Below are 20,723 nucleotides of genomic sequence, written 5' to 3'. Positions count from 1 at the left end.
ATGCAAATTAAACAAGGTAAGTTAGATAAATCATTGACTTTTTATCTTCCTATGCTAGCCATGTTAATGTGGACATTGTTTCCTGTTTATTGGACCTTAATTACGGCCTTTAAACCTGAAGGAGATATTATTAAATCGCCTCTTCAGTACTTACCAAAAAATATTACATTTGAAAATTTCATTAATGCATGGAATGATGTTGGTTTTGATATGTACTTTAAAAACAGTTTTTATGTAGGAGCAGGTACAGTAGTTTTAACTCTTACCTTATCGATATTAGCAGGCTATGCTTTAGCTCGGTATGACTTTAAAGGGAAACGTGCAGCGATGTTAATTCTTTTGATGACACAATTTATTCCTAGATCAATGTTAATTATTCCCTTGTTCGTTATGTTTAGTAATATCGGCTTGATTAGTCATCCACTTTCATTGATTCTAGTCTATTCGGCGGTACAAGTCCCATTCTCGGCAATTTTGATGAGCGGTTTTATTGCAGGAATACCTAGTGAACTAGAAGAAGCAGCGGCAGTAGATGGTGCGAATCGATTTCAAGCGATTCGTCAAGTCATTCTTCCATTATTAATCCCAGGTATAGTAGCAACAGGGATCAACGTATTCATCTATGCTTGGAACGAATTCTTGTTAGCGTTGATGTTAACAAATGTCCAAAGTAAATTTACATTGCCTGTTGGATTGAGTTTTATGCTAGGTGAATTCAATATTAATTATGGTGCATTAGCAGCTGGAAGTATTATCGCTTTAGTACCATCTATCTTTCTATTTATCATAGCTCAAAAACATCTCGTTAATGGAATGGGTGGAGCGGTGAAGGGCTAAAAATATATATTTAGGAGGAAATAGGATGTTTAAAAAAAGAGATTGGTTAGCTATTTTAGGAGTTGTTGTTTTTTTCGTAATGGTATTAACAGGGTGCGGTTCAGAAGATAGTACTGGAAATGCTGACGCAGGGTCAGACAATGATGGAAGTACTGAGGAACCTGTGGAACTTGTATTTTGGGATGAAAATGCTGGACCAGATCGTACACCTATTTGGGAAAAATTAATTGATGAATTTCAAAAGGAACATACTAATATTAAAGTTGAATATGTAGGTTTATCTAAAGATGAAGCCAAATCAAAGCTAGACGCTTCGATAGCAGCAAATGATACACCAGATGTCGCCTCGTTGCAATCTAGTTGGTTACCCGAGTTTTCAATTCGTGGAGCGCTATTACCATTAGATGATTATTTTGAAAATTCACCATTAATAGATACCATTAATGAAGGGGCAATTCAATTTAATAAGGATATTGTGCAAGATGGCCAACTCTATGGAGTTCCTTATACTCAAAATTTAGATATTTTATGGATTCGAAAAGACTTATTTGATAAAGAAAATATGACAGCTCCAGAAACATGGGATGCCTTTTTTGATTCAGTTGATAAAATGACTAAAAATGATATTTACGGATATACAATCCGCGGTGGAGCGGGTGGCTCTTTGCAGTTACAACGGTTAATGTATGCTTATTCAGGAATTACTGAATATATTGATGAAAATGGAAAAGCAACAGTGAATGATCCAAAACATGCGGAATTTTTAAATAAATACTTTGATTTGTATCAAAAAAATACGCCGAAAAGTGATATTACTAATGATTATAAAGAAATGGTAGCTGGTTTTGATACTGGGAAGGTTGCTATTTTACATCACAATATAGGTTCTTTTGGTGAACATAGCAAATCATTAGAGGCGGATCAATTTGAAGCAGCACCACTTCCAAAGTCGATAAACGGAAATTATGTGGCTGAGGGTGGAAATACGATTGGAATTTCTATATTTAAGAATACAGAACATCCGGAAGAAGCATTTAAATTGGTGGAATTCTTAAATAACGCAGCGAGTCAAAGTCACTGGAACCAAATAGTTGGCCAGATTCCAACAAACTCAGAAGTATTAGAAGAAGAATGGATTAATGAAGCACAACATATAAAGGTTGCTTTTGAAGTTTATGACAACCCGGATACAATGTTATATCAGCCACCGTTTTATTTACCAGATTACCGCTCAATATTAGATAATAAGATTGATCCTGCTATTCAATCTGTTATGAGTGGGGAAAAAACAGTAGAAGTCTTTTTAGATGAATGGGCAGAAGCTTTGGAGGCTTCAAATGCTAAATATAAAGAAGCAATGCAATAAATGGATAACGATACCACTGATCAATTTTGATTAGTGGTAGTTATTTAGGAGGAACGAATATGAAAAAAGAGGATTTATTATCTTTAGCAAAAATAGCTTGCGAGACGATAATGTCAACTTTTACACCCTATCAATTACCACCAGCTGGGCATTTTCATTATCACCAAAGCGTCTTTTTGGATAGTATGTATCGCCTGTATCAGGTAACTGATGACGAAACCTATTTCGAATATATCAAAGGGTACTATGATTCTCTAATCGATGAAAATGGTAATTTATACTTTGATCGTGATCAGCTAGATTCATTGCAAGTAGGAACCTTGTTATTTCCTTTATATGAAAAAACAAAAGATGAACGTTATTTGATTGTTGCTAAGCGTTTAATGCATATCATTTACAGCATTAATAAAACATCAGAAGGTGGCTTTTGGCATAAAGATAAATATCCATATCAAATGTGGCTAGATGGCTTATATATGTCAGGTCCGTTCTTACTCCAATGTGCACACTATTTTCAAATGCCGGATTTAGTTTTTCAAGTACTCATGCAAGAAAAATTAATGCGAAAACATATGTATAATCCATCGACAGGGTTACTTTATCATGCTTGGGATGAAAAGAAGGTCCAGCCTTGGGCAAGTCCAGAGACAGGATGTTCACCAGAAGTATGGGGGCGTTCTGCAGGTTGGTATGGGGTAGCATTGGTTGAACTCCTGAAATTATTGCCAAAGTACTCTCCAGCAAGAGAGGATATAAAAGACAAATTAAAAAATTATAGTAAAGTGCTTTTAGGCTATCAAGATAAGGAAAGCCATTGTTGGTATCAAATAGTAGATAAACCAGAACGAGAAGATAACTGGCTTGAATCTTCAGGAAGTGCATTATTTGTTTATATTATTGCTCGTAGTGTTTCTTTAGGTTTATTAGATGAAAGTTACAAAGAAGTAGTAGAAGATGCGTTTAAAGGAATTATAAAAGAAATGGTAACGATTGAGGATAATAAGTTCTCATTAAACTCTATTTGCATAGGGACATCAGCAGGGGTGTATGATTACTATATAGAGCGTCCAACCTCAATAAATGATCTACATGGTGTTGGTGCTTTTATATGGGCATTGCTAGCGATATATGACTTAAAGGATGAATAAATATGATGAGGTGGCTGAATTTAATTTCTATCCACCTCATTTATTATATTTCCTGCTTTATTAGAAAAGTAACAAGACACTAATCCTAAAAATCATATAATACGATAAGTGTCTAAATCAACCTCTGCTGATCCGTTACGATTGATTTTTAGTAGTAGAGCATATTTAAAATAATGAAGGAGATATCGCCTGATGTTCGTTTATTATTATCTAATAAAAAGGGGTTGTTTGTACTTTAATTGACTCCGTCGGACAGCTTTGATGCGCATCCTCCATATCATCCACGAGGATATCTGGAATTTCTACTTCACCTGTATTATCGTCTAACAAGGCATAAGCTAATCCTTCGTCATCGTAATCGTATATATCAGGAGCTAGTGCACCACATAATCCACATGCAATGCAAGTTTGTTTATCTACCCGTGTGTAATATGCCATTTCTTGATGCCTCACTTTCAAAAAACTCTCTCTTATTAATTGTAAAACTGTTCATTTAAATAAGCAAGAATGGAATTATTTATTTACTCTTGCTATGATATAAAGTGAATATGGAACTTATGATTTTGAACTAGGGGGTATAGATCAAAATAAGATTTTGATGCCCTTAGTCGAAAAGTACCGATCCGTGATAGTTTGTTTTTGTGCGTATCACCTTGTTTTCGTTATGCCATTTAGAACTCCAACTTTTTTAAAAAAATAGCATTTTTATGATTAGTTTATGTGCTAAATTAATAGATTAGTGAAATGAGCGATTGATTATGTTTAATTATCTTATTCTATTAGCAGTAGATCAAATAAAGGGACAGCGTACTACAGCTTCTATTTATTATATTTTTAAAGGTAGAAAGTCTGCCCAGACAATACAAGATGCCCATCTCTATCAATTAACGAATCTATATGGAATTTATAATCAAATTAGCAGAGAGGACTTTGAATCAGTTCTTGTCCAGTTAAGTGAACAGGGGTATCTAGAAAAAACTCATCAAGATCGCGCTATTATTAGAGAAAAAGGGTTGCAATACTTAAGGGAACATAAAAATAACTATCCCTATCATTTGTTAAAAGGTATGGCCTATGCTAATCAGACAAATGAGTTTATTGCGCGCTTGTCTTTAACTATTCAAACATATAGTTATTTATCGATGAATGTCAATCGATTTCAGCCCATTATTGATACGACCCCAACTCAAGTATGGGTCAAACAATACTATCAAAAAAATCAAGATGTTAAAGAGTGGCTGACGGATGTTTATCATCAATTGGAAGGGTTTCTATTGACGATCGATGATCAACAAGCCCGAATGTTTGTTGATCGATTGACAGGATATCAAAGATTTGGTCTTACGATCCAACAGTTATCTGTAAAATATAATTTATCGAAACACGATGTTTATCTATTATTAACATTGAGTTACCATCAACTTCTATCATTTATCGAAGTAAATCAAATGAATCCCTTATTGGAAATGATTCCAAACCATAATCTACAGCAAAAGAAGATGATAATTACGAAGTCAGCGGCAAAAACATATCAGCTCATTTTGAAAGGATACACAATTGAGCAGATAATGGAAAGACGTCGATTGAAAAGAAGTACAATAGAAGATCACATCATCGAATTAGCTTATGCTATTCCAACGTTTAAACTATCCCCATTTATAAAGCAAGACATATTTAACGAGCTTGTAGATAAAATTAGCCAAATAGAGGATCGACAATTATCAGCAATAAGAAGACAATTGGGTGATCATTATAGTTACTTCCAGATTCGATTAGCACTAGCGAAAGCGCGTTTGAAAAATAGTGAGGAGCGTTATGATGGATAAGTTGGAAACTGCCTTACAAAAATATTTTGATTATGATTCTTTTCGACTTGGCCAGAGGGAAATAATAGAGGATATTTTAGCAAAAAAACATGTTTTTGCAACGTTACCTACAGGTTCAGGTAAATCATTATGCTATCAATTACCTGCTTACATGCTAGATGGGGTGGTCCTTGTTGTGACACCATTACTTTCATTAATGGAAGATCAAATCAGACAGCTGAAAAAAAGAGGCTTTAAACAAGTTGTTGCGATAAATAGTTTTAAGACAGCAAGTGAACGGGCACTAATCTTTAATGATTTATCTACATATAAGCTGATATATTTATCACCAGAAATGCTACAGAAAAAAATAATTAAACAAAAATTAAGTCAATTGACCATCGCCTTGTTTGTTATCGATGAAGCGCACTGTATTTCCCAATGGGGCCATGAATTTCGTCCCGATTATTTAAAACTAAATGAGATAATCGATCAGCTGGGACAACCCACTGTACTTGCATTAACGGCTACGGCAACATCTGATGTCCAACAAGATATTGTGAATCATTTTGATACAATTCAGTTTAACAAACATATTTATCCGGTTGACCGAGACAATATTGCATTTATGGTTCAAAATGTTAACAACCGAGTTGATAAAGATAAGTTTTTAATAGATTTGTTCACTAAACTTACCGTTCCGACTATTATTTATTTTTCTAGCAAAAAGGAGTCTGAACGTGTTGCTCTATTATTAAGTGAAAAGTTCAATCAATTGAGCATAGCCTTTTATCATGGTGATCTGGATACAAATGAACGATTGCTGATCCAAGAACAATTTATTGAGGATCAAATCAATATTATTTGTTCAACAAGTGCTTTTGGAATGGGTGTAGACAAACAAAATGTACGTTTGGTCATACATTATCATCTTCCGACCCAAATTGAATCTTTTATTCAGGAGGTTGGACGAGCGGGACGCGATCAATTAGAAAGTGTTAGTATAGCCCTTATTGCACCAGGTGACAAACAACTCCCATTAAAGTTAATCTTGAATGAATTACCACCAGTTGATATATTGGAATTGATCACCACCCATATGAACCAAACCAACCAAGAATGGATACAAATAGTCCCTTCCATGATTACTGATATTTGGGGATTAAACGAAACACAATGGCGTTTTATAAAGAATTTTTTCGAAGAAACTGGTATCCTTATAGATGAAGATAAAATAAATATTAAAAAGATAACTCCGATGTTGAGACGTGATTTTATTCGAAAAGTCGAAGAACGTAATCGATATAAACTCCGAAAGCTTAATGAACTGTTTGAATGGATTGACACGAAGGATTGCCGACGTGAACAATTATTTAAAGATTTTCAAACAAGTGTCAGGTCTGCAAAATATCATTGCTGTGATCGATGTGGTTTTGAGGTAGAACAATGGTCACCGGAATCGGTTGTTCGAAAACAAACAGCTAGTTCGTGGTCAGATCAATTAAAATCAGTTTTATTACCTTTTAAGGTAGGGGGGATAGATAATGGATGAAGCAAGAGATAATCAAGCTCAATTGTTAAAACAACAAATAGATGAAATGAATCAAAATGAAGTTATGGAAGATGAATCAGAGTCATTCTTCGATGGTGTCCCTGATGATATCGATGTACTAAATTTACCACCAAGAAGTGTTGTACATGATGAAAAGCGTACAAAATTAAAATGGAAAATTAGTATCGCTTTTATAAGATTCATTGCGATTTTATTTTTTATTACTGTCATTCTAGTATTGACTTATAACTACTGGGGTAATTACTTTTTTTAGGAAGGCCGCGTCCCTTTCTTACAGGCCAATTAAATAAGCAAACCAGTTTGTATTATTTTATTAACGGATTTTTTATCTGATGGGATCACTATACAAGTAAAATTACCCTATTCGTCAAACATACTTGTTGACAGGTTTCTCTGCCAACAGTGGTTTCTCTTATTGACCAGGCTACATATAAGACTGACTATATAATTCGGCTATGAAATAGGTAACAAAAAATCTTTAGGCTTCGCCTATCACACAACTGGGCTGGGAGACTTCTGGTGGAAAATGATAAAACTCCAATTCATCAGTAAAAATATTAAAGCCAAATGAATTTAATCTCTCGGGATTAGTTTCATTTGGCTATTGTGCTGGCTCCTATGCGATAGATTTTGGCAAGTTTTAACTGAAAAAATTTCTTATTTGCAACATTGCCTTGTTCTCCATAATCGGTTTACCATATTCGAAAATTTGATCTGGAGTAACTACAGTTGCACTGGCATACTCAGATAATAAGGCAATTAAATCTTCTTTGATATGCTCTTCGGGTAGATTTTCAGAGAAATACAAATAATAATGATCTTGGTAAAAGTAAATGGATCCAGAGTCAATCTTTAATGATTCTACAGCTTTAGCAAATTGAATAATATCTTCAAAGTCTGCAAATAAATATAGAAGTGACTTTCTTTCTGAAAGGGTTACTTGCATTTCAATATAGTCATCTTCTTCGTCCAAGTCTTCTTGAGTTACGATAATTAACATGCCTTGTGCTTGTATCATGTATATTTGAACCGTTAATATCCCAGACAAGTCCATATCTAATTCATCACTAGCTTCAATCATCATATCATGAAATAGAATTTGCATCCCTGGTAAGTTCTCTAACATTAAGTCGTCTGCTAGTCCTCGTTCAATCAAATCATCAAAAGTTAAAAAGATTTTAAATTTATTATCTGAAATTCTTTCTAAACGCATGTCAATCACCCCCATTTATGTTATGATGCCCGATTATTATCGAAAGACACCTTTTTATTATTATATGATACAACGGACAAAATTGAAACTTATACAACTTAGCTAAACTTCTGTTTTATTTGAGAATCACTGTAAAAGTTCCACATATTTTGTGTATAAAAAGTTAACTTTAATAAAAGCTAATGAGTAACTAATGAATATTAGGATAACTCAGGAGGCGATAAAATGAAAGGTAAGATTGTAAAGTGTTTAATGACATTAATGATTATTTCAGCTATGAGTCACAATCACTGGCATGTCTCACATGCATTTAGCCCGCAGGTTATTCAACATGGTGCAACTGGAGAAGATGTTGTTGAACTTCAAGCAAGACTACAATATCTTGGATTTTTTAATAGCCAAATTGACGGAGTCTTTGGCTGGGGGACATATTGGGCATTACGAAACTTTCAGTATGAATATGGAATGAAAATTGATGGCTTAGCAGGAGAGCAAGCGAAAAATAAATTAGTAGAAGTAACAAAATATCATAAGGAATTTGTTCGCCAGAATATTGAAGCGGGTAGACAATTTACTCATTATGGTGGAATGAATTTAGAAGATCAGGTTAAATATGATTCTTCAAAAACAAAAGCAAAAGAATCTCAACAAAAGGGAACTACAGAACAAAAAGCGCCCGAATCGCAAAACCAACAGACAGAAAAGAATAGGCAAGAATCAAATCAAATAACGCAAGATGGAGAATTGAGTACTGAGGCACCGATTGAACCGACCGCAGTCAATATTCCAAATGGATTTTCGCAAAATGATATTCAATTAATGGCACAAACTGTTTATGGTGAAGCGCGTGGTGAACCTTATGAAGGACAAGTTGCGATTGCTTCAGTGATATTAAATCGAATTCAGAGTCCGATATTTCCAGATACTGTTTCCGGTGTTATTTATGAACCTTTAGCTTTTACAGCAGTGGCAGATGGCCAAATTTACTTAACTCCTGACGAAACAGCAAAACGAGCAGTACTCGATGCGATTAACGGCTGGGACCCAACTGGAGAAGCGATATATTATTTTAATCCAGATACAGCAACAAGTAGCTGGATTTGGTCACGTCCACAAATTAAGAGAATTGGTAAACATATCTTTTGTAATTAAAATGGAGGGATTCGGATGAAAAGATGGATTGGTATGATCATACTTTCAATTGGCCTAATAGTCACAGCAATTTGGGGCTACCGCCAATTTACAGAAAAAGAATCGCTGATTGTTCAAACCGAAAATAATTATCAACGAGCATTTCATGATTTAACTTACCATGTCGATCTATTATATGACAAAATTGGAACAACGCTAGCGTTAAATACCAAAGATACACTGTCGCCACAAATGCTTGAAATATGGCAATTAACTTCACAAGCTCAAAGTGATGTGAGTCAACTCCCATTGGGACTACTCCCATTTACTAAGACGGAAAGTTTTTTAGCGGATATTGGAGAATTCACCTATCACGTAGCTATTCGTGATCTTGATGATGAACCATTATCGAATGACGAGTCAGAACGTTTATCCTCATTATATGAATCCGCTAATGAGATTCGAAAAGAATTAAGAACAGTCCAACACAAGGTTTTTTCTGACCAACTCAGGTGGGTCGATGTTGAACTTGCATTAGCGAATAACGACCGGGAACAACCTAATCATATTATTGATGGTTTCACAGCAGTGGAGGAATACACATCAGGATTTGACGAATCACATTTTCATAATTTATCAGCGGATTTCCCATCTCAACAAGAATCATTTCAGTCGATAGATGGTGAATCGATTTCGGAAGAAAAAGCGGGTAGATTGATTCGGGAACAGTTCGACCTAACCGATGATCTAGAGATTGATTTACAAAAAAGCGGGAAAGGGGCGCAACTGCCGACCTATAGCGGTTCCTTCACCCATGAAGATCAGCAAGGTTATGTAGAGATAACGGAAAAAGGTGGTCATATTTTATCTTATATGATTAGCCGTGATTTATCGGAGGAAACAATTAGTTTAAATGATGCGGAAAAGAAAGCAGATCAACTTTTAAAAGAACAAGGATTTAAAGATGTTAAACGATTGCGTTCGAGTCAATATGATCATACAGGTTTATTTCAATATGCGGTAAGTCAGGATGATGTTTGGATTTATCCTGATCAGATCTTAATCAAAGTGGCATTAGACACGGGTGATGTTATTGGCTTTAGTGCAACTGATTTTTATCGAAACAATCGAAAGCGAGAGATTGAAGAACCCAAATTATCACTTGATGAAGCAAAGAAAAATGTAAGTTCATCATTAAATATTGAAGATCAACATTTGGCGATCATTGAAGATCAAGCGGGTAACGAGGTACTTGCTTATGCCTTCTTTGGTACGCTTGACCAAGATACCTATCGTATTTTTATAGATGCAAATACAGGTAGTGAGGTTTTTGTAGAATTAATGCATGATGTTGAAAATAAATGGGGTTAAAATAATCGCTTGATTAGTTAATCAGATTTGAACAAGGGAAAAGCATCCATACAATAAATGTGATGCTTTTTCTTATTCTTTTGATATATAATCTTGCTAAGTCACTATGTTTTTTGTCATAATATAATTAATGTCCTTTTTTTATGATTTCTAAGGGGATACTTTTCATTAGAACAGAACTTAAAGAATGATAATCATGATTAAAGGAACAAGCTTGACTTAAAACAGAATCAGAATGAGAGGAAGACAGGATAATGAAAGACAAGGGGATTGCTATTGCAATCGATGGACCAGCTGCAGCTGGTAAAAGTACTGTTGCAAAAAAAATAGCAAACAAATTAAAATATATTTACATAGATACTGGAGCGATGTATCGAGCGATAACATTAAAGGCAATTAAGCAGGAACTAGATATCGATGATGAAAAAGCTTTACATCAATTATTACTTCAGACTGAGATTAAACTTATTCAATCTGATCAACAACAAAGAGTTATCCTCGACGGTCATGATGTAACTGAGGAGATTAGAAATGAAGCTGTGACCAAACAGGTATCTGCTGTTGCTAAACATCAATTAGTTCGTCAAGTGATGGTTGACCGTCAGCGGAAGTTTGCTAAAGAAGGTAATGTTGTAATGGACGGAAGGGACATCGGAAGTCATGTGATTCCGGATGCTGAAGTGAAAATTTTCCTTATTGCATCAGTTGATGAAAGAGCGGAACGTCGTTATAAGGAGAATATCAGAAAAGGTTATCAAACGAATCTTGAACAATTGAAAAAGGAGATTGCTACTAGAGATAAGTTAGACACTGAAAGGGAAGTATCTCCATTGATAAAAGCGGATGATGCAGTAGAATTAGACACGACATCCCTAAGTATTGATCAAGTAGTTGAGCGAATACTTAATATTATCAAGAAGAAAGGGTTGAAATAGATGTCTTTTTACCGATTTGCGCGAAAAGTTGTCTGGTATTTATTAAAGCCTTTTTATCGAATGGAGGTTATTGGTCAAGAAAATATCCCGGATAGTGGCCCTGTTATTATTTGTTCTAATCATATTTCAAATTTTGATCCACCAATTGTTGGTTGCTCAGCAACTAGAGAAATTCATTTTTTAGCCAAAGAAGAACTGTTTGAAAAGAAATGGCTTGGCAAATTGTTAACTAGCTTAAACGCATTCCCGATCAAGCGTGGAATGAAGGATCGTCAGGCATTAAGACATGCTTTGAATCTTCTGAAAGAAGGTAAAGTTTTGGGCCTATTTCCAGAAGGAACAAGAAGTAAAACCGGTGAACTGGGGGAAGGTTTGTCGGGAATTGGCTTTTTCGCCCTTCGCTCGGATGCTATTGTTGTCCCATGTGTTATAATTGGTCCGTATAAAATCGGACATAAATTAAAAATTGTTTTTGGTTCTCCAGTCGAAATGACTTCATTGCGTGAAGAAAAAGCATCTGCTAAAGAAGCCACTGATAAAATTATGGGGGAAATAAAAGTTTTGTTAAAAAACAATTCTTAAATATAAACAATATGACTTGACAAATTCACTTAAATGTTAGAAGTTAGAAAAAGATAGTTATATTTCTTGTTGTAAATTGAAGGAGGCACTTTTTAATGGATGAAATGAATAAAGAAGTATCAGAATTGAAAGAACTAACTGTAGGGGAACTTGTAACTGGAAAAGTCGTTAAAATTGAAGATAAGCAAATCTTAGTCGATATTGGTTGGAAAACGGATGGGATTGTTCCGATCAATGAATTATCTAATCTTCATATCGAAACGGCTAATGAAGTTGTAAGTATGGATGATGAATTAACTTTAAAAATAAAAAAAATTTCTGATGATGAAGTGATTTTATCAAAACAGGCAGTTGACACTGAACAGGCATGGATTGAACTAGAAGAAAAACTAGAAACCGGTGAAGTGTTCGAGGCAACTGTTAAAGAAATTGTCAAAGGTGGATTAGTTGTTGATGTTGGTGTGAGAGGATTTGTTCCAGCTTCATTAGTAGAAGTTCACTTTGTTGATGATTTTTCTAGCTATTTAAATAAGAGTCTACAGTTAAAAGTTATTGAACTTGATCGAACAAAAAATCGTGTTATTTTATCACATCGAGCTGTTGTTGAAGCAGAAGAAGCCATTCAAAAGGAACAATTATTATCAAGCTTAACAGAGGGACAAGTTGTTGAAGGGAAAGTTGCCCGAATCACTGATTTTGGAGTCTTTGTTGACTTAGGAGGCATTGATGGTCTCGTTCATATTTCTGAGTTGGCACATGAACATGTTGATCATGCAAGTGATGTAGTTAAGGAAGATGAGCCGATAAAAGTTAAAGTACTTTCGGTCGATCCCGAGTCTGAGCGTATTTCATTATCTGTTAAAGCTACTTTACCTGGTCCGTGGGAAAATATTGAAGATAAACTAACACCGGGTGATGTAGTTGAAGGTGTAGTGAAACGATTAGTTCATTTTGGTGCCTTTGTTGAGGTACTCCCAAGAGTAGAAGGATTAGTCCATATATCACAAATTTCGACTGAACATATTGGTAGCCCTCAAGAAGTTTTAGAAGTTGATCAGAAAGTAGAAGTAAAAATACTTGATGTTAATGAAAAAGAAAAGCGTATTTCTTTAAGTATTAAAGAGATAGAACTCGAAAAAAACCAACAAGAATTAAAAACATATGAAAGAGATGATGATGAGTCAGGCTTTTCTTTCGGTGATGTAATCGGTGATCAATTGGATAAATTAAAAGAATAAAAAATCAAAACATGTAGTTGAATATTTAACTACATGTTTTTTGTTTAGTAATTATGCATAATAGCCATACTGAATTAGAAAACGGAGGGTTCAGAATGGTCTATTATTGGTTAAGTTGGCTTGGTGTTGTTATCTTCACTTTTTTTAGCACATATCCCACTAGAACTAAAAGATTAATTGTCATTGGATTATTATTTAATATTATTTTGATTAATATCCAGATTAATTTAGCAGAATTCACTTTTACCATACCCTATCTCTACTGTCTAATTGCTTTTTGGCTAATCACTCTATTAAAACCAATGCATTATTTTAATTATTATTTATTGTTATGTTTAATTTTAATGTATACTGGTTTTCGCTATTTATTAATCACAAGCCCAATTTGGTTATTTGTTAATGATTTTATTCTTATTTTAATTGTCTTTGTACTTTTTCTTCTGATATTTGTTAAATCAAACACAGAACGAGTGGTCATACTTGTTACTTCATGTTTAACAGGAGAATGGCTATTTGCTTATAATGTTCGAATTCTTAATTGGCATCTGGTTATTGGGGATAACACATTATTTAGTTCACTTTATATCGCGGTATGGCTACTGATCTTTTTTCATCATTTAAGATTTAGTTATAAGACGATTTAAAGTTAGCAGAAAAGATTGTTTAAAATGCATAGTTTTGCTAAACTATATGAGTTAGTGAGAAGTATTTATCTTGTGTAACAGAATGGTCTTGATTCTATCAATGATCAAATAAAGACTTAATTCTTGTTAATATGTAATGAAGTGAAGATTTACTTTTATATGCAGTCTTTGATTGAGAAAGAGAATCTGATCACATTCCAATGAAGATGGTAGGAAATAATGATATTTATTAAATTATAGAAAGGATGACCCTTTCATGCGGAAATCTGTAGTAGCGATAGTTGGAAGGCCAAATGTTGGGAAGTCAACTATTTTTAATCGACTAGTTGGAGAAAGAATATCGATTGTAGATGATACACCGGGAGTAACAAGAGATCGAATCTATTCAAAAGTTGAATGGTTAACAACTGAATTTAATTTGATTGATACGGGTGGAATTGAATTAGGTGATGAGCCATTACTTGTTCAGATGAGAGAACAAGCGGACATTGCGATAAACGAAGCTGATGTAATTATTTTTATTGTAAATGGTAGAGATGGAATTACAGCTGCTGATGAAGAAGTTGCTAAAATTCTCTATAAATCAAATAAACCTATAGTATTGGCTGTTAATAAAATTGACAATCCCGAAATGCGAGAAAAAATATATGAATTTTATAGTCTTGGATTTGGAGAACCCTTCCCAATATCAGGAACCCATGGATTAGGACTTGGTGATATGCTTGACCGAGTTATTCAATTGTTTCCCGATCTTGAAGTAGAACAAGAAGCGGACGATTCACTATATTTTAGTGTAATTGGTCGTCCTAATGTTGGAAAATCTTCGCTTGTCAATGCGATATTACAACAGGATCGTGTAATCGTAAGTAATATTGCAGGAACTACTCGTGATGCAATAGACTCACCCTTCACCTTTGATGGTCAAGAGTTTGTGATTATTGATACGGCCGGAATGAGAAAACGAGGGAAAATTTATGAAGCTACTGAACGTTATAGTATTTTACGTGCTCTAAAAGCGATTGAGCGCTCTGATGTTGTCTTAACCTTAATAGATGCCGAAACGGGTATTATTGAACAAGATAAGAAAATTGCGGGTTATGCACATCAATCTGGTAAGGCAGTCGTAATTGTTGTTAATAAGTGGGATACAGTTGATTCAGATCAGCAAGCAATGAAGAAATTTGAAGATCAAGTACGAGCTCATTTTCAATTTTTGGATTACGCCCCTATTATTTTTCTATCCGCATTAACAAGCAAACGAATTCATACTTTAATGCCGAAAGTACGTCTAGTAAGTGAAAATCATTCGAAACGAGTTGAAACAAGTGTTCTTAATGATGTAATTATGGATGCGGTGGCGTTCAACCCGACTCCAACGGTCAACGGAAAAAGATTAAAGATCTTGTATACAACTCAGGTAGCAATTAAACCACCAACATTCGTTGTATTTGTTAATGACCCAGATCTTATGCATTTCTCATATAAACGCTTTTTAGAGAATAGGATTCGTGAAGCATTTGGCTTTGAAGGTACCCCTATTAAAATATTTGCTAGAACACGTAGTTAGGAGATGACATGATGGAGAAGATTGCAGTACTAGGTGCTGGAAGTTGGGGAACAGCCCTAGCAATTGTTTTAAGCGAAAATGGTCATGATGTCCGATTATGGACACATAAAGAACAACAAGCAAAGGAAATTAATCAAACACATCGTAATCAAGCTTATCTTAAAGATGTTGTGCTTCCAAAACAATTAAAAGCTTATAGTAACCTTAAACAGGCACTAGATGATGTTTCGGCTGTTGTTTTTGTTTTACCGACCCAAGCTATTCGCTCAGTATGTCAACAAGTTAAAGTTGTTCTTAAACACAAGGTAACTATTATTCATGGTACGAAAGGAATTGAACCTGAATCTTTTAAACGGGTATCTGAGATTATGGAGGAAGAACTTCCGGAAGATCTATTTGATGAAATTGTGATTTTATCAGGTCCGAGTCATGCAGAAGAAGTCAGTGTTGGCCATCCAACAACAGTAACGGCTGCATCCAGATCTAATCGATCTGCATTACATGCCCAAAGTTTATTTATGAATGATCGTTTTCGTGTTTATTCAAATAATGATGTCATAGGTGTTGAATTGGGTGGCGCCTTAAAAAATATTATTGCCTTGGGGGCAGGTATATCTGATGGGCTTGGTTTTGGAGATAATGCAAAAGCTGCACTTGTAACAAGAGGATTAGCTGAGATAGCTAGATTAGGAACGGTTATGGGAGCAGATCCACTTACATTCATGGGTTTAACTGGAATTGGTGATTTAATCGTTACATCAACAAGCCGTCACAGCCGTAATTGGAATGCTGGTTATAGACTAGCCAAAGGGCAAACTTTAGAATATATTTTAGAGGATATGAATATGGTTGTAGAAGGCGTTAGGACTGCAAAAGCAGCCTATCAGCTTGGAAAGAGTAAAGGAATTGAAATGCCAATTACATTTGGTATTTACAAAATCTTATTTGAAGATGCAGATCCTCGTGAAATTGTTGAACAATTGATGACACGGACTAAGCGAAATGAAATTGATGAAGTACATGGACTACTGAAACAATATTATAGTCGAGATTAAAGATGAACAGGTTAATTGCTCCTTGCATATAGTATCATGAAAATGTTAAGCAAGGAGGAAACTAGGTGAGTGATAACCAGAAAAATATTTTTAATCAAATTAAAAGTAAAACAAATATAAAGCCTGATGAAATCTTTAGCGTGGCTAATTCCGTTCAAAATGCTGATTTTACCGACGAAAAGACAGTAAGAGATCTTGTTAAACAGTTAAGTCAATTGGCCAATAAGCCAATTTCAAAAGAAAAAGAGGATAAACTTGTTCAAACCATTACCCAAAATAAAATTCCAAAGGATATCAATACTTTAGGGCAACAATTTAAAAAATAGTATCGACTGGGTGTTTGTTTATACATCAAACCATCCACTGCATAAAATATTATGCACAGTACTCACATTAAAGTTGCTCCTGGGTGTTAATCTTAGTCAAACCGAGTTAGAAAGCCCCTTCTATCTCGGTTTTATTTATGTTTTCATTAAAATAGAAATCAAGCATATATCTCTATTGATCGATTAAAACAAGTAATCTTAGAAATATTATTAAATCTGCTGTCATAATCCATTGGGACAACATCATAGACTCATAGTGTCAGTAGATCGCACTTTGCGATGTTGAAGGAGACCGGGAGGGGATTATGTGGAAAAAGTAGATCTATTTAAAGATATTTCGAAACGTACAAATGGCGATATTTATCTTGGAGTTGTTGGGGCGGTTCGCACAGGAAAGTCAACCTTCATAAAAAAATTTATGGAGAATGTGGTTATACCAAATATGGAGGATGAGGAAGAACGAAGCAGAACGCAAGATGAATTGCCACAAAGTTCAGCTGGAAGAACAATTATGACAACTGAGCCTAAATTTGTTCCGAATCAAGCTGTTCAATTAGAAGTCGATGAAGGATTAGCTGTTAATGTCAGATTAGTTGATTGTGTTGGTTATACGATTGAAAGTGCACAGGGATTTGAAGATGAAAATGGACCTAGAATGATCAATACCCCATGGTATGAAGAGCCTATTCCATTTGATGAAGCAGCTGAAATCGGAACTAGAAAAGTAATCCAAGAACATTCAACGATTGGTGTAGTTGTAACTAGTGATGGAACAATAGGGGATATTCCTCGTGAAGACTATCTTGAAGCTGAAGAACGGATTGTTGATGAATTAAAAGAAGTTGGAAAACCTTTTATCATGATATTAAATTCAACAAAGCCTTATCACCAGGAAACAGAGCTACTGAGACAATCATTAAATGAGCAGTATGATATTCCAGTTATTTCAATGAGTGCAGAAGGAATGAATCAAGAAGATGCCTATAATGCTTTAAGGGAAGCTTTATATGAATTTCCAGTACTTGAGGTTAACGTCAATTTACCGAGCTGGGTTATGGTGTTAAATGAAGATCACTGGCTAAGAACAAGCTATCAAGAGGCTATTCAAGAAACAGTGAAAGATATTAAGCGATTACGAGATGTCGATCGCGTTGTAAACTATTTTACTGAATACGATTATATTGATTCAGCTAAAATTAACGGAGTTGATATGGGGGAAGGAATTGCTGAAATAGATTTGGACGCTCCAAATCATTTATATGATCAAGTATTAAAAGAAATTGTTGGCGAGGAAATCACAGGGAAAGACCATTTGCTTGAGTTAATGCAAGACTTTGCAAAAGCAAAAAGAGAGTATGATCAAATTTCTGATGCACTAGCAATGGTTAAACAAACAGGATATGGAGTTGCTGCACCTACAGTCAATGACATGACTTTAGATGAACCGGAAATTATTCGTCAAGGCTCTCGCTACGGTGTTAGATTAAAGGCAATTGCTCCATCTATCCATATGGTGAAGGTTGATGTGGAATCTGAGTTTTCTCCGATTATCGGAACTGAAAAGCAAAGTGAAGAATTGGTTAGATACTTAATGCAAGATTTTGAAGATGATCCACTGTCTATTTGGCAATCAGATATATTTGGTCGTTCATTAAGCTCAATTGTTCGAGAAGGGATACAAGGGAAAATCACATTAATGCCAGAAAATGTCCGCCATAAGTTACAAGAAACATTAGAAAAGATAGTAAATGAAGGTTCTGGTGGAATGATCGCCATCATATTATAACGACTTGAAAATCAAGTCGTTTTTTATTTTGTGACAAAAGTTGCATTGTGAGTGAAGCTATGTTACGATTTAACTGTTTAAAGCTTGATCTATCAGTCTTTACCAATATTATTTATCCGAAAAATATTAATTTTTTCCTTAGATATTTTAAACAAAATTAATTAATCTTGTATTTTTTGTTGAATTTGTAGAAAAACTCGTTTATTATAGGCTTTGTCACCTAATTAATTGGTGATACGAAGTATAGAATCAAGCGATATTGTGAACAAATGGATTAAGACCATTTAAGTTCTTATGCTTCAAGAATTTAAATGCGGGAGGAGGTGAATATCATGAACAAGACAGATCTAGTTAATGCTGTTGCTGAAAAAAGTGAACTTTCTAAAAAAGACGCAACTAAAGCTGTTGATGCAGTTTTAGAATCTATCATGGATTCACTTAAAGACGGTGAAAAAGTACAATTAATTGGATTCGGTAACTTTGAAGTGCGTGACCGTGCTGCCCGTAAAGGCCGTAACCCACAAACTGGTGCTGAGATCGAAATCCCAGCTAGCAAAGTTCCTGCTTTCAAACCAGGTAAAGCCCTTAAAGATATTGTAAAATAATATTTTACATAGGGCGTGATGAGGGTGCATTAATTGCACCCTCTTTATTTTATTTCAAATGAACTAACTGTAAGCCACGCACTTCAATCATACAAGGGGATCCATCGAATGAAAAGTTAGGGATCACTGGTCAATGATAGCCTGGTGTGTTTCTTTAACCTTAATAAGTTGTAAGGCTTGTCTAAGGGGTTTAAAGTAGATGAGAGTGACGATGTTATAGTACATACTTACGTCTATATTACATGAGTCTAAATATTTACTTCGCAATGATTTTCTTTATCGAAGTGCAACTGTTAGTAAGTCTCCCACTTGAAGAATCCGAAGGAAAGTAAGAGTTGTAAGTGGAGATCAACTGACAGTAGCGGCCCGATTGGTTCAAGGGACTTTAGGTCATCCCCTTGTGGTACTAAAAATCAGTTGGGGTGGGGGGGAGTCAGCTTAAACTGACTAGGTTCTGTGGTAGGATCTGTATGACTTAGGTCTTGTAGGTCTCCCACTGATTGAAGTTTCACTTTATCTATAGTGATTAAAATAAATTTAAATAGGTGATTAAAATGGAATCGGACTTTTTGATTATTAAAGCTGAAGAAGATGGTGTCCAGGTTATCGGCTTGACAAGAGGTGAATCAACTAAGTTTCATCATTCTGAAAAATTAGATCAAGGTGAAATATTAGTCGTTCAATTTACTGATCATACTTCCGCAATTAAAATAAAGGGAAAAGCAACTGTTCAATCTCGCCATGGTAGTATAGACTCTTTATAGCTTACTAGGACGAAAATCTATTTATATCAATTGCATCATAGGTATATGGTAAGGGGTAAAGTGTAATGGAGATTAAACAACTAGTACAAAATAAATTAACAAATCTACTTAATCGAATCGAAGTAAATAACCAGCAACTAACCAGTGATTTTAGAGTGGATATTGTAATTAAACTAATTAATCAATCAAATTGGCCAGTAGATAAACAAGTAGATATAATTACTGCCATTGCCTTATTACAAATGTCTGTTGATATTCATCAGCAAATAGCAAATCAACATTGTATATCCAATGCTTGGCAGATCTTAAATGGCGATTATTTAAGTAGTCAGTACTATGTTCTAGTCGCTAAGTATGATGAGCCTTGTTTAATTCATTCATTAGCCCTAGCAATTAAAGAAATCAACCAGTTGAAAGTTCAAGTGATACATCAACAACGTCCTAATGATAAACTTTATTTAAAAAAGAAGGTTGAGATTGAGCTTAAGCTTCTTTTTCATCTCATCCGCTACTTTGATCTACATATGTTGGAGGCTTTTATTAAAGAAGTTGGCTATTATTATTTATTAGAGGCAGAACGGAAATCGTTACATATGAATTTAAAGCAGGTAAATGATCGCGAAATTTCTAATTTAGATATATTACAAATGGAAAGTCAATTATTACTTACTCAAATAAATAAACAAATTCCACTATATTTACAAAACTTAGCTACATTTATTGACATCTGCTTAAAAGAGCATTTCACAAATAAAGCCAAATTACAAAGTTGATTAA

General features: G+C 34.6%; 21 protein-coding genes. 19 read left to right on the top strand and 2 right to left on the bottom strand.

The genetic code is table 11. The features are described 5' to 3' along the window. The 3 genes from KQI76_RS03670 to KQI76_RS03660 are packed head-to-tail and all read left to right on the top strand — an operon-like array spanning position 1 to position 3,351. On the top strand, positions 1 to 837 hold the full coding sequence (locus KQI76_RS03670) for a carbohydrate ABC transporter permease (protein ID WP_216398957.1): 837 nt from the start codon (positions 1 to 3) through the stop codon (positions 835 to 837). Between the two features lie 25 nt (positions 838 to 862). Beyond that, positions 863 to 2,203, top strand: coding sequence for an ABC transporter substrate-binding protein (locus KQI76_RS03665; RefSeq protein WP_216398956.1), 1,341 nt, complete (start codon positions 863 to 865; stop codon positions 2,201 to 2,203). A 59-nt stretch (positions 2,204 to 2,262) separates the two neighbouring features. Further along, positions 2,263 to 3,351: a glycoside hydrolase family 88/105 protein gene (locus KQI76_RS03660; protein WP_216398955.1), complete on the top strand. Its 1,089-nt coding sequence runs from the start codon at positions 2,263 to 2,265 to the stop codon at positions 3,349 to 3,351. A 210-nt stretch (positions 3,352 to 3,561) separates the two neighbouring features. Here KQI76_RS03660 and KQI76_RS03655 read toward each other — a convergent pair whose 3' ends face one another. Next, complete coding sequence (locus KQI76_RS03655; protein ID WP_216398954.1) at positions 3,562 to 3,789, bottom strand: ferredoxin; 228 nt, start codon at positions 3,787 to 3,789, stop codon at positions 3,562 to 3,564. Between the two features lie 320 nt (positions 3,790 to 4,109). Between KQI76_RS03655 and KQI76_RS03650 the strand changes: the two genes are divergently transcribed. Genes KQI76_RS03650 through KQI76_RS03640 form a run of 3 tightly spaced genes read left to right on the top strand, consistent with a single transcriptional unit; the run spans position 4,110 to position 6,982 of the window. After that, positions 4,110 to 5,177 carry a YpbB family protein gene (locus KQI76_RS03650; protein WP_216398953.1) on the top strand — a complete coding sequence of 356 codons (1,068 nt, stop codon included), beginning with the start codon at positions 4,110 to 4,112 and terminating at the stop codon, positions 5,175 to 5,177. After that, positions 5,170 to 6,708, top strand: a complete 1,539-nt coding sequence (locus tag KQI76_RS03645; protein ID WP_216398952.1) for a RecQ family ATP-dependent DNA helicase — start codon at positions 5,170 to 5,172, stop codon at positions 6,706 to 6,708. The genes KQI76_RS03650 and KQI76_RS03645 overlap by 8 nt, the downstream gene beginning before the upstream one ends. Next, the gene (locus tag KQI76_RS03640) at positions 6,701 to 6,982 is read left to right on the top strand and encodes a hypothetical protein (protein ID WP_216398951.1); all 282 of its coding nucleotides are present in this window, start codon (positions 6,701 to 6,703) and stop codon (positions 6,980 to 6,982) included. The genes KQI76_RS03645 and KQI76_RS03640 overlap by 8 nt, the downstream gene beginning before the upstream one ends. 387 nt (positions 6,983 to 7,369) lie before the next feature. On the opposite strand, the gene KQI76_RS03635 is transcribed toward KQI76_RS03640, so the two are convergent. Further along, positions 7,370 to 7,942 (bottom strand): adaptor protein MecA, encoded by a 573-nt coding sequence (locus KQI76_RS03635; RefSeq protein WP_216398950.1) that lies wholly within the window; start codon positions 7,940 to 7,942, stop codon positions 7,370 to 7,372. A 225-nt stretch (positions 7,943 to 8,167) separates the two neighbouring features. Here KQI76_RS03635 and sleB point away from each other — a divergent pair, with 225 nt between their 5' ends. The 13 genes from sleB to KQI76_RS03570 all read left to right on the top strand — a co-directional run bounded on the left by sleB (position 8,168) and on the right by KQI76_RS03570 (position 20,719). After that, entirely contained in the window at positions 8,168 to 9,094 is a 927-nt protein-coding gene (gene sleB / locus KQI76_RS03630; protein ID WP_216398949.1) for a spore cortex-lytic enzyme, read from the top strand. A gap of 15 nt (positions 9,095 to 9,109) precedes the next feature. Then, positions 9,110 to 10,444, top strand: coding sequence for a germination protein YpeB (gene ypeB, locus KQI76_RS03625; protein ID WP_216398948.1), 1,335 nt, complete (start codon positions 9,110 to 9,112; stop codon positions 10,442 to 10,444). 254 nt (positions 10,445 to 10,698) lie between these two features. After that, positions 10,699 to 11,379, top strand: a complete 681-nt coding sequence (cmk, locus tag KQI76_RS03620; protein WP_216398947.1) for a (d)CMP kinase — start codon at positions 10,699 to 10,701, stop codon at positions 11,377 to 11,379. Continuing rightward, positions 11,380 to 11,961, top strand: a complete 582-nt coding sequence (locus KQI76_RS03615) for a lysophospholipid acyltransferase family protein (protein WP_216398946.1) — start codon at positions 11,380 to 11,382, stop codon at positions 11,959 to 11,961. 95 nt (positions 11,962 to 12,056) lie between these two features. After that, positions 12,057 to 13,199, top strand: coding sequence for a 30S ribosomal protein S1 (gene rpsA, locus KQI76_RS03610; RefSeq protein WP_216398945.1), 1,143 nt, complete (start codon positions 12,057 to 12,059; stop codon positions 13,197 to 13,199). 95 nt (positions 13,200 to 13,294) lie between these two features. Further along, the gene (locus KQI76_RS03605; protein WP_216398944.1) at positions 13,295 to 13,843 is read left to right on the top strand and encodes a YphA family membrane protein; all 549 of its coding nucleotides are present in this window, start codon (positions 13,295 to 13,297) and stop codon (positions 13,841 to 13,843) included. 256 nt (positions 13,844 to 14,099) lie between these two features. Continuing rightward, a complete protein-coding gene (der, locus tag KQI76_RS03600; protein WP_216398943.1) occupies positions 14,100 to 15,410 on the top strand; it encodes a ribosome biogenesis GTPase Der in 1,311 nt (436 codons plus the stop codon). Between the two features lie 11 nt (positions 15,411 to 15,421). Further along, positions 15,422 to 16,465, top strand: a complete 1,044-nt coding sequence (locus KQI76_RS03595; protein WP_216398942.1) for an NAD(P)H-dependent glycerol-3-phosphate dehydrogenase — start codon at positions 15,422 to 15,424, stop codon at positions 16,463 to 16,465. Positions 16,466 to 16,530: 65 nt separating this feature from the next. After that, on the top strand, positions 16,531 to 16,791 hold the full coding sequence (locus tag KQI76_RS03590) for a stage VI sporulation protein F (RefSeq protein ID WP_216398941.1): 261 nt from the start codon (positions 16,531 to 16,533) through the stop codon (positions 16,789 to 16,791). A 307-nt stretch (positions 16,792 to 17,098) separates the two neighbouring features. Further along, the gene (gene spoIVA, locus KQI76_RS03585) at positions 17,099 to 18,577 is read left to right on the top strand and encodes a stage IV sporulation protein A (protein ID WP_216398940.1); all 1,479 of its coding nucleotides are present in this window, start codon (positions 17,099 to 17,101) and stop codon (positions 18,575 to 18,577) included. 332 nt (positions 18,578 to 18,909) lie between these two features. Continuing rightward, positions 18,910 to 19,182, top strand: coding sequence for an HU family DNA-binding protein (locus tag KQI76_RS03580; RefSeq protein ID WP_216398939.1), 273 nt, complete (start codon positions 18,910 to 18,912; stop codon positions 19,180 to 19,182). Positions 19,183 to 19,730: 548 nt separating this feature from the next. Beyond that, positions 19,731 to 19,946 (top strand): trp RNA-binding attenuation protein MtrB, encoded by a 216-nt coding sequence (gene mtrB, locus KQI76_RS03575; protein ID WP_216398986.1) that lies wholly within the window; start codon positions 19,731 to 19,733, stop codon positions 19,944 to 19,946. Between the two features lie 65 nt (positions 19,947 to 20,011). Then, positions 20,012 to 20,719 carry a heptaprenyl diphosphate synthase component 1 gene (locus tag KQI76_RS03570; protein WP_216398938.1) on the top strand — a complete coding sequence of 236 codons (708 nt, stop codon included), beginning with the start codon at positions 20,012 to 20,014 and terminating at the stop codon, positions 20,717 to 20,719. Positions 20,720 to 20,723 lie beyond the last annotated feature (4 nt).

Origin of the sequence: Amphibacillus sp. MSJ-3 (assembly GCF_018919165.1) — a bacterium.
GTDB lineage: Bacteria > Bacillota > Bacilli > Bacillales > Amphibacillaceae > Amphibacillus.
The sequence above is the reverse complement of the archived record's forward strand: the minus strand, read 5'-3'. Positions and strand labels throughout refer to the sequence as shown.